This is a genomic window from Microbacterium sp. LjRoot205 (assembly GCF_056175745.1).
The window spans coordinates 208488-223892 of record NZ_JBGFFH010000008.1 but is presented as its reverse complement, the minus strand read 5'-3'; the positions used below and the strand labels follow the sequence as shown (position 1 = coordinate 223892).

The 15405-nt window shown below is 69.6% G+C and carries 16 protein-coding genes; 9 read left to right on the top strand and 7 right to left on the bottom strand.

Features of this window, described 5'->3' with window-relative positions; all coding sequences use genetic code 11:
* The first annotated feature begins 2 nt into the window (after positions 1-2).
* Complete coding sequence (locus AC04ME_RS15420) at positions 3-1469, top strand: carboxylesterase/lipase family protein (RefSeq protein WP_475435869.1); 1467 nt, start codon at positions 3-5, stop codon at positions 1467-1469.
* Positions 1470-1554: 85 nt separating this feature from the next.
* Here AC04ME_RS15420 and AC04ME_RS15415 read toward each other — a convergent pair whose 3' ends face one another.
* Positions 1555-1698 carry a hypothetical protein gene (locus AC04ME_RS15415; protein WP_475435867.1) on the bottom strand — a complete coding sequence of 48 codons (144 nt, stop codon included), beginning with the start codon at positions 1696-1698 and terminating at the stop codon, positions 1555-1557.
* 16 nt (positions 1699-1714) lie between these two features.
* Between AC04ME_RS15415 and AC04ME_RS15410 the strand changes: the two genes are divergently transcribed.
* The 3 genes from AC04ME_RS15410 (at position 1715) to AC04ME_RS15400 (ending at position 3495) form a co-directional block, all read left to right on the top strand.
* Complete coding sequence (locus tag AC04ME_RS15410; RefSeq protein WP_475435865.1) at positions 1715-2218, top strand: hypothetical protein; 504 nt, start codon at positions 1715-1717, stop codon at positions 2216-2218.
* 247 nt (positions 2219-2465) lie between these two features.
* Complete coding sequence (locus AC04ME_RS15405; protein WP_475435863.1) at positions 2466-3152, top strand: hypothetical protein; 687 nt, start codon at positions 2466-2468, stop codon at positions 3150-3152.
* Positions 3153-3264: 112 nt separating this feature from the next.
* Positions 3265-3495, top strand: a complete 231-nt coding sequence (locus AC04ME_RS15400; protein ID WP_475435861.1) for a histidine ammonia-lyase — start codon at positions 3265-3267, stop codon at positions 3493-3495.
* Positions 3496-3579: 84 nt separating this feature from the next.
* On the opposite strand, the gene AC04ME_RS15395 is transcribed toward AC04ME_RS15400, so the two are convergent.
* Genes AC04ME_RS15395 through AC04ME_RS15385 form a run of 3 tightly spaced genes read right to left on the bottom strand, consistent with a single transcriptional unit; the run spans position 3580 to position 5825 of the window.
* Positions 3580-3927: a cupin domain-containing protein gene (locus AC04ME_RS15395; RefSeq protein WP_475435860.1), complete on the bottom strand. Its 348-nt coding sequence runs from the start codon at positions 3925-3927 to the stop codon at positions 3580-3582.
* Positions 3924-5330, bottom strand: a complete 1407-nt coding sequence (locus tag AC04ME_RS15390) for an NAD(P)/FAD-dependent oxidoreductase (RefSeq protein ID WP_475435858.1) — start codon at positions 5328-5330, stop codon at positions 3924-3926. Before AC04ME_RS15390 ends, AC04ME_RS15395 begins: the two co-directional genes overlap by 4 nt.
* Positions 5331-5357: 27 nt before the next feature.
* Positions 5358-5825, bottom strand: coding sequence for an Lrp/AsnC family transcriptional regulator (locus AC04ME_RS15385; RefSeq protein WP_140038142.1), 468 nt, complete (start codon positions 5823-5825; stop codon positions 5358-5360).
* A 100-nt stretch (positions 5826-5925) separates the two neighbouring features.
* On the opposite strand from AC04ME_RS15385, the gene AC04ME_RS15380 reads away from it, so the two are divergent.
* From AC04ME_RS15380 to AC04ME_RS15365, 4 genes are all read left to right on the top strand, one after another.
* A complete protein-coding gene (locus AC04ME_RS15380) occupies positions 5926-7359 on the top strand; it encodes a gamma-aminobutyraldehyde dehydrogenase (protein ID WP_475435855.1) in 1434 nt (477 codons plus the stop codon).
* Between the two features lie 77 nt (positions 7360-7436).
* Positions 7437-8576 carry an ROK family transcriptional regulator gene (locus AC04ME_RS15375; protein WP_475435853.1) on the top strand — a complete coding sequence of 380 codons (1140 nt, stop codon included), beginning with the start codon at positions 7437-7439 and terminating at the stop codon, positions 8574-8576.
* Positions 8573-9481, top strand: a complete 909-nt coding sequence (locus AC04ME_RS15370) for a polysaccharide deacetylase family protein (RefSeq protein WP_475435851.1) — start codon at positions 8573-8575, stop codon at positions 9479-9481. The genes AC04ME_RS15375 and AC04ME_RS15370 overlap by 4 nt, the downstream gene beginning before the upstream one ends.
* Complete coding sequence (locus tag AC04ME_RS15365) at positions 9478-10803, top strand: MFS transporter (protein WP_475435850.1); 1326 nt, start codon at positions 9478-9480, stop codon at positions 10801-10803. The genes AC04ME_RS15370 and AC04ME_RS15365 overlap by 4 nt, the downstream gene beginning before the upstream one ends.
* A 23-nt stretch (positions 10804-10826) precedes the next feature.
* On the opposite strand, the gene galE is transcribed toward AC04ME_RS15365, so the two are convergent.
* The 3 genes from galE to galT form a co-directional block, all read right to left on the bottom strand.
* Entirely contained in the window at positions 10827-11804 is a 978-nt protein-coding gene (galE, locus tag AC04ME_RS15360) for a UDP-glucose 4-epimerase GalE (protein ID WP_475435848.1), read from the bottom strand.
* A gap of 64 nt (positions 11805-11868) precedes the next feature.
* Positions 11869-13053 (bottom strand): galactokinase, encoded by a 1185-nt coding sequence (gene galK, locus AC04ME_RS15355; protein WP_475435846.1) that lies wholly within the window; start codon positions 13051-13053, stop codon positions 11869-11871.
* Positions 13050-14273, bottom strand: a complete 1224-nt coding sequence (galT, locus tag AC04ME_RS15350; RefSeq protein ID WP_475435844.1) for a galactose-1-phosphate uridylyltransferase — start codon at positions 14271-14273, stop codon at positions 13050-13052. Before galT ends, galK begins: the two co-directional genes overlap by 4 nt.
* 170 nt (positions 14274-14443) lie before the next feature.
* Here galT and AC04ME_RS15345 point away from each other — a divergent pair, with 170 nt between their 5' ends.
* Positions 14444-15394 (top strand): LacI family DNA-binding transcriptional regulator, encoded by a 951-nt coding sequence (locus tag AC04ME_RS15345; RefSeq protein ID WP_042541493.1) that lies wholly within the window; start codon positions 14444-14446, stop codon positions 15392-15394.
* The last annotated feature ends 11 nt before the right edge of the window (positions 15395-15405 follow it).

Here is a 15405-nt window from a genome sequence, read left to right as displayed (position 1 = left end):
TCATGACCGAGTACGTCGAGGTGCAGACCGCCGCGGGGCGGGTTCGAGGGTGCTGGCGCCCGACGACGGGAGGGCGAGGGGCTCCGCGATCGGCCGCGTTCCTCGGCATCCCGTTCGCCGAGCCGCCGATCGGCGAACTCCGATTCCAGGCACCGGTTCCGAGGGCGCCGTGGGAGGGCGTGCGCGACGCACTCGAGTTCGGCGCGACCGCGCAGCGCGGTGACCCCGGTGTGACCTTGATCCCCGAGCCGAGCGTCGAGGGCGACTCGACGCTGAACGTCAACGTGTTCACGCCCGACCCCACGGCATCCGGGCTGCCCGTTGTCGTCTGGATCCATGGCGGCGGATACTTCGCCGGTTCGCCGGCGAGCCCCTGGTATGACGGCCGCAACTTCAACCGCGACGGCGTCGTCACCGTGTCGATCTCATACCGGCTCGGCTTCGACGGCTTCGGCTGGATCGAGGATGCGCCGTCGAACCGCGGCGTGCGCGATTGGCTGCTCGCGCTCGAATGGGTGCAGCAGAACATCGCCGCCTTCGGAGGAGACCCGGACCGCGTGACGATCGCCGGGCAGTCCGCCGGCGGCGGCGCGGTGCTGACGTTGCTCGGGATGGAGCAGGCGCAGCGCCTGTTCCGTGGCGTCTATGCGATCTCTGGGGCTCTCGGAGACGTATCGGCGTCCCGGGCCGAGAAACTCGGGCGGGCGCTCGCTGCCTCAGAGGGAGTGGCCCCGACCGTGGCCGGTCTGTCGACGGTGAGCGAGGACCGTCTGCTCGCGCTGCAGAAGAAGGCGACCCAGCTCGGTCCGTCGTCGATGACGACGATGATCGAGGAAGGACTGCCGCTGGGCCCCGTCGTCGACGGCGATCTGATCGTGAGGCCGACACGAGAATCCCTGCGTGCCGGCGTCGGTGCCGACAAGCCGCTCGTGCTCGGTGCCACCGATGACGAGTTCACGATGGTCTTCGGCGGTGCCGCCGCGAAAGCGCTGCGATGGGTTCCGCGCACCGTGCTGCTCAACCGCCTCGGGCTGCCGAAGAGCACCCGTGCCGAGTATCTCGCGGCGAACGCCGACATCGTGAGGCTCGGAAAGTCGCGCCTCGCCGGCCGCGTGCTCACCGACCGGATGTTCCGGGTCGGCGTGCTGCGCGTCGCGGCCGACCGCGGCGAGGCGCCGACCTGGGTGTACCGGTTCGCGTGGCCCTCGGGGCGCTTCGGGTTCGCCGAGCACTGCCTCGATGTGCCGTTCTTCTTCGACTGCCTCGATGGCACGGCTATGGAAGCTCTCGCGGGGCCGAACCCGCCCCAGGAACTCGCTGACGACGTGCACGGCTCCGCGGTCGCGTTCAGCACCACCGGCGATCCGGGGTGGGGCAGGCACGACGGGGGTGCCGGTGTCGTGCGTGTCTACGACCGGCCCACCCGTGACGTCGCCGACGCGTATGCGTCGGTGCGGGCGCTGCTCTGAGCCGGGCGGCAGGTCGGGGGCGCGCCGCGTGTCGGAGCAGCCGCTGGTGCCCTGCCGAACACGCTGATGCAGCAGTTTCGGTGAATCAGGTTTCGGCAGGGAATTTCGTTGGATCGTTTGACGGCGTGTCGTGCGCCTGGTCGTCGACGTCGATGACCGCGCCGTAAACGATCGTTTTCGGCAGGCCGCTGAGGGCCCTCATAAAGTCACTTGGCGCGATCAACTGCATTGCTAGGGTGACGTTTATGACGCTCCGCGATACGCAGAAGGCTCGGCCGTCTCAGAACAGTCATGCTGCACGCCAATTCTTCGCTGGCGGTGCCGTGCTCTTCTTCTTTGCGCTGATTCTCACCAGCCTTCTCGCCTCGGCATACGACGGCGCCGCGTCGCTACTGGCCTACGGGCTCATCGCGGTCCTTGTTGCTGTGGTGTCCATGGTCGTGGCATTCGTCATCGGCTTACCGCTACGAATGATCGACGCTCTAAGGGCTCGATGGCTCGCGAACGGTGAGCTGGCTCTGGCGGGAGCTTTCATCGGACTCACCGCGTGCTTTCTCCTGATTAGTTTCGCGCCAGTGAGATACGTCGCGGACGACTTTGGCGAGTATGCGGTACGCGAGCCCATCGGCTGGCTCCTGTTCGCTGCGTGGGCACTGTTCGCGTTCTCAGTAGCGCACTTTGTCTGGCCGCGACGGTGGCACCGAGCCCGGCGGCGCGAGCGAGCAACAGATGCGGCTCGCACGAGCTGAAGCGGCCACAACGTGAGATCTGTGTCAGTCAGCTGTCGTATCGGGAGCGACACCGTAGTTCAGCCGGATACGTCTGCCGAATCGCGCTTCCGACTGGCGTTTACGGCGACCGCTTCGCGCTGTCGCAGGAGGCGCCGCCGATAACGATCGTTTTCGGCGGGTACGGTGGACGCGAGCGCGGGTCGCGGTCGGTCACGTTGCTCCCCCGACGGGCCGATACAGGGCCCCGGCGCGAGAGGATGGGGTGGTGCCGATCTCCTCCGACCGTCCGGATTGCTTCCGCCTGCCGGCCGTCGACGCAGCGGCGATCCGGACGCGCCCGGACCAGCTGCACCTCGTGCCGCCGGACAGCGACACCGACGCGTTGGCGATCATCGAGAGTTATCGGCGAGCGCGCGTCGCCCGTGGCAGGAGCGATGCGATCGGGTGTCTCGTCCCGATCGCCGGCGGTCTCCTGCTCGCGGCCGGGGCCGGCGTGGTGATCGCGTCGCTCCGACCGCCGTTTCGAGACGCAGCCATGGCCGTCGGGCTGCTGTTCGTCCTGGGCGCTGTGGTGACCGCGGTCATCGCCTCGCGCGCGCGACCGGCCGCCTCCATCCCGAAGCCCCTGCCGTCCGTGCTGATCCATCCCCTCGTGGAGGCCGGGGCCCCGGTGGACCTGACCGCCCAGGACATCGAGCTCGCGTCGCGGGCGCTCGACGAGCGGGACCGTGCCGAGGCCGACCTCTTTAAGGCCCGCGCCGACGCGCAGCTCACCGACGAGGAACGATACGTCTCCCCGGGAGACCGATCGACCTGGTACTTCCGCCCGGAGGATCTGCCCGGCCTCGAACGCGCAGCAGACGCCGCTGAGAGGCAGGCTCGTGCTGTCGCCGACCGACTCGGTATCGTCCTAGATGCGGACCGCGGCAGGGACTCATCACCGGAAGGCTGACTGCGCCCGGTGGAGATGCCGACAGTGTCGGCGGTGGGCGCGCTTGGCTACCCTGACAGGAACCAGGAAGCCTGACCTCGACGGTCGGTGAGGGCACGAGAGGAGGAGCACGATGGGCGTCGTATTCCCGGCGGGGTCAATCTCGGTCACGACTGCAGACGGTGACATCGTCATCCTGCGTATCTGCGACCTGTGCGGTGCGGCTGTCGTCGAAGCCGACGGCACCGATCTCGCGTTCCACAAGCGATGGCACCGGATGACCGGCTCGGGCAACTGGATCGACCCCGAGACCCGCCGTCACCACGGGCCCGCTAGTCCGTTCACTCCGGACGGATCGGTCTGACGCAGGGCCTCGGCTGCGGTCTCCTCGCAAGCCCCGAGGATCTCCTTAAACGATCCCGGGTGCGCGTGACGACGTCGCCACACCTCAGGCGATGTAGATCTTGCGGAGCGTCTCGGTGATCGTCCACACGGTGCGCTGGCCCTCGGACAGGCGCACGACCGACCCGGGGTCGACCTCGATCGCAGGCAGCGCCGGTTCGACGAACTCGATGCGAGCGTGACCTGAGAGCACGACGAACACCTCGTCGGCCTCGGTGTCGGATGCCGTGCCCGGCGTCATCTCCCAGATGCCGACCTCGACCTCGCCGACGGTGGCCAGCGGGTGCGTGGCGGAGGTCGGCCGGCCGATGAGAACCTCGTCCGCCGGCAACGGCGAGTGCGCGAGCGGCAGCGCCGCGGCATCCACCCCGGTTCCCGGTACGAGCTCGCTCACGAGTCGAATCCCATGCCGACCGCGTCGAGTGTCTTGAGGAACAGGTTGCGCTTGCCCTCGTTGTGGTCGGCCTGGTTCATCGCCGCGCGGACGAGGTTGACGCCGATCGAGGCGACGGGCTCTGGCGGGAAGGGGATCGGCTTCTCGCGGACCATCGCGAGCTCGGTGCGCTCGGTCGACTCACCCGAGAGCTTGTCGAGCATGACGTCGGCGGCGAAGCGCGCCGCGCCGACGCCGAGGCCGGTGAAGCCGGTCGCATACGCGACCCGACCCTTGCGGGCGGTGCCGAAGAACGCGCAGAAGCGGCTCGACGAGTCGATCGCCCCCGCCCAGCGGTGAGTGAAGCGCAGGCCCTCGAGCTGCGGGAACGTCGTGAAGAAGTGCGAGGCGAGCTTGCGGTGGCTCTCGGCGCGGTCTTCGTATTCGGGGCGCACCTTGCCGCCGAAGTGGTAGACCGCATCGTATCCGCCGAACAGGATGCGGTTGTCGGCCGTGAGCCGGTAGTAGTGGAACTGGTTGGCGCTGTCGGCCAGGCCCTGACGGTTCGACCATCCGATCGAGGCGAGCTGCTCGTCGGTCAGCGGCTCGGTCATCAGCACGTAGTCGTAGACGGGAACGGTCATCAGGCGGTTGCGCTTGAGCAGCGAGGGGAAGACGTTGGTGGCGAGTGCCACGGCATCCGCTCGCACCCGTCCGCCGTCGCGGGTCACGAGCGTGATCGCGCTCGACCCGTCGCCGATCACCTCGCGCACGAGCGAGTGCTCGTAGATCTCGACCCCGAGCTCGACCGCGACACGGGCCAGTTCGAGACCGAGCTTCGCGGGATGCACGAGCGCGCACGCGTCGCGTTCCCACGCTCCGGCGAGGAACGTGTCGGAGTGCACCTCAGCCTGCACGGCGTCGCGGTCGAGGAAGCCTTCCTCCTCGCGCAGCCACTCCACCTGGTGCGGCTCGACGGCCACGGCCAGCTGGCCGGTGCGCTCGAAGTCGACATCCATGCCATAGCGCTTCACGGTCGCCTCGATGCCGTCGAGGTTCTCGAGGCCGAGCTCTTCGAGGCGATCGATCTCGTCGGGCCAGCGGGTCACGCCGTTCTCATGCCCGTGCGTGAGGCTCGCCTCGCAGAACCCACCGTTGCGGCCGGATGCCGCCCACGCGATGCGCGATGCCTCGAGCAGCACGACACGTCGCTGCGGGTCGCGCTCCTTGGCGCGCACGGCGGTCCAGAGTCCGGCGTAGCCGCCGCCGACGATGGCGAGGTCGGCAGTGATGCTGCCGGTGAGCGTGGGGTGCGAGACGCGCTCGACGTCGTCGAGCCAGAACACGCTGAGAGCCGTGTCGCGCAGCGAGGCGTCGATCACGGCATCCGCGGGGCGGCGACGTTCGAAGACCGTGGTTCCCATGATCAGTCCCGTTCTCGGAGCCGCGCCTCAGCGCGTGCCCCAGTTGTAGAGGTCTTTGTAGAGCCCGGCGTAGAGCAGGCTCTCGGTGTGGGTGATGCCGGGGATCGTGCGGATGCGGGTGGCGATCAGGTCGAGCAGGTGGGTGTCGCTCTCGCACACGGCCTCGACGAGGATGTCGAAGGTGCCCAGCGTTACGACGACGTAGGCGAGCTCGGTGATCTTCGTCAGCTCCTCGGCGATGAGTCGGGGGTCGCCCGTCACTCGGATGCCGATCATCGACATGCGGTTGAAGCCGAGCTGCATCGGGTCGGTCACCGCGACGATCTGGATGATGCCTGCCTCGGTCATCCGCTGCACGCGCTGGCGCGCCGCCGCCTCGCTGAGCCCCACCTCTCGGCCGATCTCGGCGTAGGGCCGTCGCCCGTCCTCTTGCAACAGCTCGACGATCCGCTTCGAGATGTCATCCAGCACGGGCTGCTTCGCTGTGGCGCTCATGTGTCGATATTGACAGCACCGCTGCCTTCTGGCAACTGATTCCATCGTTCAGGCCAGCAGGCTCTTCTGTATTCGCAGTCGGATCGCTAGCATGGCGACCATGGCCACAGAACTCCTTCAGAACTTCATCGGCGGGCAGCACGTTCCCGTGAACGGACAGGGGCGGATGCCGCTCATCGATCCCGTCACCGAGGAGACGTATGGCGAGCTGCCGGTCTCGGACGCCTCTGACGTCGATGCCGCGTACGCCGCGGCATCCGCTGCCTTCCCGCTCTGGCGCGACACGACCCCGGCCGACCGCCAGCTCGCGCTGTTCCGCATCGCCGACGAGATGCAGGCGCGTGCCGAGGAGTTCGCCGACCTCGAGTCGAAGGACACCGGCAAGCCCCGGGCGAGCCTCGTGACCGACGAGATCCTGCAGTCGATCGACCAGCTGCGGTTCTTCGCCGGTGCTGCGCGCAGCCTCGAGGGGCGGGCGGCGGGGGAGTACCTCGCCGGACACACCTCGTTCGTGCGCCGCGAGCCGATCGGCGTGATCGGTCAGGTGACCCCCTGGAACTATCCACTCAACATGGCGGTGTGGAAGATCGCCCCCGCGCTCGCCGCAGGCAACACCGTCGTGCTGAAGCCCGCAGAGTCCACGCCGCTGACCACACTGCTGCTCGCCGAGATCGTGGCGCTGCACACACCGGCCGGCACGCTCAACGTCGTGCTCGGCGACCGCGACACAGGGGTGGCGCTCGTCGAGCACCCGACCCCGCAGATGGTCGCGATCACCGGCTCCGTGCGTGCGGGCATGGCCGTCGCGCGCTCGGCGGCGAACGACGTCAAGCGGGTGCACCTCGAGCTCGGCGGCAAGGCGCCCGCGATCGTGTTCCCCGATGCGAACCTCGACAAGGCGGCATCCGGCATCGTCTCCGGAGCATTCTTCAACGCCGGGCAGGACTGCACGGCCGCGACCCGCGTGCTCGTGCACTCGTCGGTGCACGACGAGTTCGTCGCGGCGCTGGTCGAGAAGGCGAAGACGGATGCTCGTACGGGCGGCCCCCACGAGGAGGGTGTGCTCTATGGCCCGCTCAGCAGCGCGGCCCAACTCGCCCAGGTGCAGGGCTTCGTCGACCGGCTGCCCGCGCACGCGAAGATCGAGACCGGCGGGGAGCGTCAGGGTGAGAAGGGCTACTTCTTCGAAGCGACGATCGTCTCGGGTCTGCACCAGGACGACGAGGCCGTGCAGGGCGAGATCTTCGGCCCGGTGCTGACCGTGCAGGCATTCGACACCGACGAGCGGGCGCTCGAGATGGCCAACGACGTGCCCTACGCACTGGCCTCATCGGTGTGGACGACCGATCATGCCCGTGCGATGCGCTTCTCACGCGACCTCGACTTCGGCTGCGTGTGGATCAACACGCACATCCCGTTCGTCTCCGACATGCCGCACGGCGGGTTCAAGCACTCCGGCTACGGCAAGGACCTCTCGCAGTACGGCTTCGACGACTACACGCGCGTCAAGCACGTGATGTCAGCACTCGACTGAGGATCGGGGTTCTGATTCCTCGACACGTATGACGCGATGTGTCAAGCTGGGCGCACGTCGAATCCGGGGGGATCATCTTGGCACGACCACTCGCGGGGCCCCAGACCCTGCTTCGAACGCTCAACGGCCGCGCGATCCTCGAGACGCTCGCGCGCCGGGGCCCGCTCACGCGCGCGGAACTCGTCGCCGAGACAGGTCTGTCGCGCACGGCGGTGACGCAGGTGCTGCGAATGCTCGAGGCATCGTCAGCGGTGGCCGCGGCCGGGGTCGATCGTGACACGCGCGGACCCGCAGCGGGGCGCGTCGCACTGCATCCGCAGCTCGGGTTCGCCGCAGCCGTGCACGTCGACGCCCACGCCGCTCATGTCGCCCTGGTCGACCCCGCAGGGGCAGTGCGAGCAGAGACTCACGCCGCATTCCCGCCGCGCGGCGACCGGGTGCAGCACATCGCCGGGCTGGTCGACGCGTGTCGCCGCACGGTGAACGGGCCGCTGCTGCTCGCTGTCGTCGGCATCCCCGGCATCGTCACCGCCGACGGAGGCATCCGCGACGACCAGGGTCCCGACGGCGGCGCGTTCAAGAACGGGCTTGCCGAGCGGCTCGGATGCCCGGTGCGGGTCGAGAACGACGTCAACCTCGCGGCGCTCGCCGAGCTCTCGGAGGGCACCGGCGCAGGGCTCAGCAGCTTCGCGCTGCTGCTCCTCGACGACGGTCTCGGAGCCGGGATCGTCATCGACGGGTCCCTGCACCGTGGATTCTCGGGTGTCGCCGGCGAGGTCATGTATCTGCCGCAGAGCCCGCTGCCGATCGGCGCTCCGGTGCTCGGCGACGCCGTCGTGCGCGATCTCGCGCTCGCCTACGGACGCGACCCCGACGAGACGATCGACCAGCACCTCGACGCGGCGTGGGCCGGCGATGCGGCCGCGCTCGCCATGACCGCCGAGATGGGGCGCAGGCTCACCCTGATCGCCGGCAGCATCGCGCTCGTGCTCGACCCGGAGGCCTTCCTGCTCAGCGGCACGGCCGCGCACCCGGCGCTCGCCCGTGCAGCAGCCGAGTTCGCGGAAGAGCTCGCCCCGCAGCTGCCGCTCACACTCGTCGTCTCGTCGTTCGGTCCGGAAGCGCCCCTGGTCGGCGCGGTCGGCGAGGCGGCATCCGCGCTTCGAGCATCGGTCTTCGCCCGGCTGCTCCCCGCCTCGGACAGGAGCCGAAGATGACCTCGGACCTCGCGGATCGCCTCGGACTCGCACCCGGAGCCAGGGCCGTGATCATCAATGCGGACGACTTCGGCATGTGCCACGCGGCCAACACGGCGATCACCCAGCTGCTGGACGCAGGCCATGTCGACTCGACGACCCTGATGGTGCCGTGCGCCTGGGCGCCGGAGGCGATGGCATTCGCGGCCTCGCGCACCGACCTCGACGTCGGCGTGCACCTCGTGCTCACGAGCGAGTGGACGGACTACCGCTGGCGACCGCTCACGGGCGCCGCCAGCACCCTCGTCGACGGAGCGGGGTACTTTCCCGCCGACGTCCTGACCATCGAAGAGCTCGCGACGGTCGATGACGTCACCGCCGAGATCGCCGCGCAGCTGCAGGCGGCGCTGGATGCCGGGGTCGACGTGACCCACCTCGACAACCACATGGGATCGGTCTACGGTCTGCTCACCGGGCGGGACTTCCTCGGTCCGGTCTTCGAGCTCGCCGCCCGCAACGGACTGCCTTTCCGGCTGCCGCGCAGCATGGAGGGCACGGACGAGGACCCCGCGCTGCAGGCGAAGCTCGCGGAGGCATCGGCCGCAGCCGACGCCCTGGGGGTCGAGATCATCGATCGGCTGTGGAGCCACCCGTTCGAAGAGGTGCCCGGCGAATCCTATGAGCAGGTCCGCGACGGCTTCATCGCCCTGCTGCGCGCTGTTCCGGCCGGGGTGACCGAGATCTACCTGCATCCGATGGTCGACGACGACGAGCTGCGGGCCGTCGTCGACTTCGCCGCCGCCAAGCGCGGACACGAGCTTCGCCTGCTCTCCGACCCCGCTGTGCTGCAGGCGTTCGCCGACGAAGGACTCGTACGACTCGGCTGGCGCGACCTGCGCGATCTGCAGCGGAGCCGGCGCGCATGACCTCGATGGCGACGCGGCTGCGTGATCGTCGACTCGACGGCGCTCCCACCAGAGCGCAGGCGATCGCGTTCGGCGCATCAGGGTTTCCCACGCAGCTCATGGCGCAGACGTTCTCGGCTTTCGTCGTCTACTTCTACGTCACCCACCTCGGACTCGCACCGGGGTGGGTCGCCGCGGCGATGATCGCGCACGGCATCCTGAATGCGGTGCTGAACCCCGTCGTGGGCGCGCTGTCCGACCGCATCCGCACACCGTGGGGCCGCCGCATTCCGTGGATCGGTCTCGGCATCGTGCCGCTCGTGATCGCCTTCGCGCTGGTGTGGATGCCCCCGGAGCTGCCGACCGCCGGGCTGATCGTGTGGTTCCTCGTCGTCGTGGCGGTGTACGACATCGCGTTCGTGGTGGTGGTGCTGAACATCTCGGCGCTGTTCCCCGAGATCTTTCGCACGACCGACGAGCGCGCGCGGGGCAACGTGCCGCGCCAGATCTTCGCGATCCTCGGAATGGTGCTCGGCACCGCGGGCGCCCCTGCACTGTACGGGTCGATCGGCTGGCCGGGCATGGCGATCGTGCTCTCGACCGTCTGCCTCGTGCTGCTGGTGTGGTCGTTCGTCGGCGGCATGATCGAGCGCCGGGTGCCGGAGGCGGCGTCCGAGGCGATGCGGTGGCGCGACCAGCTGAAGTACACGTTCGCGAATCGGGCGTTCGTCCCCTACGTGCTCGGCTCGTTGTTCATCCAGACATCGATCGCCGTGATCCTCGCCGCTCTGCCGTTCTACGTGAGGTATTCGCTGGGCGCCGCCGAGGGCGAGGCCAGCCTGCTGCTGGGTGCGATCTTCGTGACCGCCATCCCGTCGATCGTGCTGTGGAGCGCGGTCGTGCGCCGCACCTCACCCCGCGCGGCGCTGCTGTGGAGCGTCGCGGTGTTCGGCATCGCCATGCTCGGCTACCTGCTGCCGTCGACCGTGCCGGCCGCGRCTCTGGTCGGCGTCGCGGTGGGTGTCGGTGTCGGCGGCCTGCTGCAGTTGCTCGAGGTCGTGCTCGCACAGATCATCGACGAGGACGCGACCCGCACCGGTCACCGACGAGAGGGCGCCTACTTCGGCGTGAACGGGTTCGTGGTGCGCGGCTCGGTCGTGCTGCAGGCCGTCGTCGCGGCGGCCGTGCTGACGGCGTCAGGCTTCGATGCGTCGCTGGGCGATGCGCAGCCCGAGGCGGTCGATGGCGGCATCCGCGTGATGGTCGCCGTGGTTCCGCTCGTCTTCGCCGCCCTCGCGTGGCTGTGCTTCTGGCTCTACCCGATCCGCTCCCGAGACCTCTGAGGCCGCACCCGAGACCTCTGACGTCAGGACGCGGCCCGACGCGCTTCCCACCCCGTCCGCACCATCTCGTCGACCGTGTACCGCATCTTCCAGTCGAGGTCGCGCGCGGCGAGCTCGCCGGTCGCGACGATGCGGTCGGGGTCGCCGGGGCGACGGGGGCCGATCTCGGGGGTGAAGTCGATGCCGGTGACGCGTGCGACGGCATCCATGATCTGCTTCACGCTGAGGCCGTCGCCCGAACCGAGGTTGTAGGCCGCTTCGATCGGCGCGCCGGTGGCGAGGCGCTGGGCTGCGGCGACGTGGGCCGCCGCGATGTCGCCGACGTGCACGTAGTCGCGCACGTTGGTGCCGTCTTCGGTGTCGTAGTCGTCGCCGTTGATGCGCGGGGTCTCTCCCGCGATGAGCTTCTCGAACACGATCGGGAACAGGTTGTGCGGGCTCACGTCGTAGACGGTCGGGTCTGCGGAGCCGACGACGTTGAAGTAGCGCAGCGACGTGTGTCGCAGCGGCTTGTCGGACTCGGCGGTCGCGATCGCCTGATCGCGCAGCAGCCATTCGCCGATCAGCTTCGACTCGCCGTAGGGGCTGGCCGGCTTCTTGGCGGTGTCTTCGACGACGAGCGCCACATCGGGGGTGCCGAACACAGCGGCCGACGACGAGAACACGATGTTGGCGACGCCCGCGGCCTCCATCGCCTCGAGGATCACGCGGGTGCCTTCGACGTTCTGCGCGTAGGTGTGCAGCGGACGCTGCACCGACACTCCGGCGTACTTGTATCCGGCGACGTGGATGACGCCCTCGGCGTCGTGGTCTCGGAGGGTCTTCTCGACGAGCTCGCGGTCGAGGATGCTGCCCTGCACGAAGGCCACGCCCTCGGGCACGAACGACGCGACGCCACTCGAGAGGTCGTCGAGGATGACGGGCGTCAGCCCCGCATCCGACAGTGCGCGAACGACGTGCGAGCCGATGTAGCCGGCGCCGCCGGTCACGATCCAGGACATTGTGCTCCTCAGGGTGGGGAAGTGTTCAGTATCTCAGGTCGCGATCAGCGGACCCTGACTCCGGTCAGGCGTCGCGGCCCGCTCCGGCCGACGGGGTGACGGTGAAGATCACGGGGGCCGTGAACCCGGATGCGGCGAACGCGGCGTTCACGGCATCCGTCACCTGCTGCACGGCATTCTGCTCGATGAGCGCGATCGCGGCTCCGCCGAACCCGCCGCCGGTCATCCGAGCGCCGATGGCTCCGGCGGCGAGGGCGGCCTCGACCGCCGTGTCGAGCTCGGGCACCGAGATCTCGAAGTCGTCGCGCATCGAGGCATGAGAGGCCACGAGCAGGTCGCCGATGGAGCGGGGGCCCTCTTCGCGCAGCACCTTCACAGTGTCGAGCACGCGCTGGTTCTCGGTGACCACGTGGCGCACTCGACGGAAGGTCACGTCGTCCATGAGCTCTTCGGCGCGGGCCAGGTCGTCGACCAAGACGTCGCGCAGGCTCGGCACGCCCATGATCGCGGCGCCGCGCTCACAGGCGGCGCGGCGCTCGCCGTAGCCGCCGGTGGAGTGGGCGTGCTTGACGCGGGTGTCCATCACGAGGATCGCGAGGCCGGCCTCGGCGATGCCGACCTGCACGAGGTTCGCGTCGAGCGAGCGGCAGTCGAGGAAGATCGCCGCGTCCGGCTCGCCGAGCATCGAGGCCATCTGGTCCATGATGCCGGTCGGAGCGCCGACTGCCTCGTTCTCGGCTCGACGGCCGACGCGCGCGAGGGCGGTGCGGTCGAGTCCGGCGGCCCAGAGGTCGTTCAGGGCGGATGCCGTGGCGCTCTCGATCGCGGCGGACGACGAGAGTCCTGCGCCGACCGGGACGTCGGAGGTGATCGCGATGTCGAGACCGCGGCCGTCCGCACCCGCCTGACGGAGCGCCCAGGCGACGCCGAGCGGGTATGCGGCCCATTCGGGCACACCGGGGGCGGTACCGGACGGGGTGGGGAACAGCTCGTCGAGCTCGTCGAGGGAGACCTCGACCGGTGCATCGGCGAAGGTCGATGCGACGCGCACTCGACCGAGGCCGTCGTCGCGGATCCCGACGGCCGCGTAGGTGCGGTGCGGGATCGCGAACGGCAGCACGAAGCCGTCGTTGTAGTCGGTGTGCTCGCCGATCAGGTTCACTCGTCCCGGCGCCGACCAGACACCGTCGGGGGCGCGGCCGGTGAGGTCGGTGAAGAGCGCCGTCGCGGCCTCGATGGTGGTGGTCATGCGGATGCCTCGTCTGCGGTGTCTGCGGTGTCTGCGGATGCGTGGGTGGCGTCTGCCTTCGCGATGGCCTCGCGGATGCGGGCGGCGCCCTGTTCGGGGGTGACCTCGGCGGCCCAGGCCCACATCGCGGCCTCGGAGCCGGCGAGGAACTTGAGCTTGTCGGCGGCCCGGCGGGGGCTGGTCAGCTGCAGATGCAGCCGCACGCTGTCGCGACCGACGTTCACGGGAGCCTGATGCCAGGCGGCGATGTACGGGGTCGGGGTGTCGTAGAGCGCGTCGACGCCACGGAGCAGGCGCAGGTACAGCGGGGCGAGTTCGTCGCGCTCGGCATCCGTCGTCTCGGCGAAATCGGGAACGTGGCGGTGCGGCATCAGGTGCACCTCGAGAGGCCAGCGGGCGGCGAAGGGCACGAAGGCCGTCCAGTGCTCTCCGCGGAACACGACGCGCTCGGACGCCTGCTCGGACTCGAGGATGTGCTGGAACAGGTCGGGAGCGGTGCGGTCGATCGAGTCGAGCAGCCGCGTGGTGCGCGGCGTCACGTAGGGGTACGCGTAGATCTGGCCGTGGGGGTGGGGGAGCGTGACCCCGATGGCCTCGCCGCGGTTCTCGAACGGGAAGATCTGCTGGATTCCCGGGAGCTGGGAGAGCGCGGCGGTGCGGTCGGCCCAGGCCTCGATCACGGTGCGGGCGCGCGTGACCGACTGCGTGCCGAACGATCCGGTGTGCTCAGGGCTGAAGCAGACGACCTCGCAGCGACCGACCGACGTGCGGGTGCGGCCGAGGCCCAGAGCGCTGAGGTCGTCGAGTCCGCGCGGAGGGTTGCTCGCTGCGGGGGCGGTGCCGGTGGCCTCGGCCAGGGCAGGGCCGAACGCGGGCGAGCGGTTCTCGAACACGGCGACGTCGTAGAGCGACGGCACCTCAGACGGGTTGGTCGGCGACTGTGGAGCGAGCGGGTCGGCGTCGGCGCTCGGCATCATGACGCGGTTCTGCCGGTTCGCGGCGACGGTGATCCAGTCGCCCGTCAGCACGTCGAGGCGCATCGTGGCGGTCTCGCCGCGGGCATCGAGGGTGCGTGCGTCGACCGCGCGCTCGGCACCGAGCGTCGTGTCGGGGTCGTCGAAGTAGATCAGCTCGCGGCCGTCGGCGAGCGTGGTGGCCCGTTTGATGATTCCGGCTGAGAGAGTCTCGGTTCGCAACTCAGGAGATTCGTGCGTGTTCACGTAAACATGGTACGCACATCGCCGTGGTAACGTCAACATTCCGAGAGTTGTGGACGGACTTCGACGGAGACGGACCGAGTGATGGGTGGAGGATGCCGGTGAACGACGACGACCTCGCGCTCAGCGGCGACCGGCCGCGCCGCAGTCGCCCCGCATCGGGTCGAGTGTCGATGGCGATGGTCGCCTCTCGCGCCGGCGTCTCGGGTCAGACCGTCTCACGCGTCGTCAACGACAGCCCCCGCGTCGACCCCGCCACCCGTGAACGTGTCGAGACGGCGATGGCCGAGCTCGGCTATCGCCCGCATCGCGCCGCGCGGGCGCTGCGCACCGGCCGCTCGCAGACCATCGGGCTCGTCGTCACCACTCTCGCGACGGTCGGCAACTCGCGGATGCTGCAGGCCACCGCCGAGGCAGCGGCGGAACGCGGCTATGCGCTCACCCTCGTGACGGCGGGCGACAGCGTCGCCGACGCCTTCGAACGGCTCGCCGAGCAGGAGGTCGACGGGGCGATCGTGCTGAACGAGGCGTCCGCTCTGGTTCCCGAAGCCCAACGGCCGCCCGGTCTGCGACTGGTCGTGGTCGATGCGCCGGCGTCAGCCGAGCTCGCCGTCGTGCACAGTGACCACGTTGGCGGCGCCGCCGCGGCGACCGCCCACCTGTTGAGCCTCGGCCACGAGACCGTGCACCATCTCGCCGGTCCTTCCGGGTCGTTCGCCGCGGCGGAACGCGAGCGCGGGTGGAGGCAGGCTCTCGCGGACGCGGGCATCGAGCCCGCGCCCGTCGTCCGCGGCGACTGGACGGCCGAGGCCGGGTTCGTCGCCGGGGAGGCGCTGCGCGCAGCATCCGCCGTCTTCTGCGCCAACGACCAGATGGCGCTCGGGCTGCTGCGGGCCTTCGCCGAGGCGGGGCGGCGGGTTCCCGAAGACGTCGGCGTCGTCGGGTTCGACGACGTGCCGGATGCCGCGAACTACCGGCCTCCGCTGACGACGATCCGCCAGGACTTCACGGCGCTCGCGCAGCGCGCCGTGGGTCTGCTCGTCGCAGAGATCGAGGGCACGCCGGGCGTCGCGGCATCCGCTGTCGTCCCGACTCTTCTGATCGACCGCGCCAGCACCCGCTGAGGCGCTCGGTT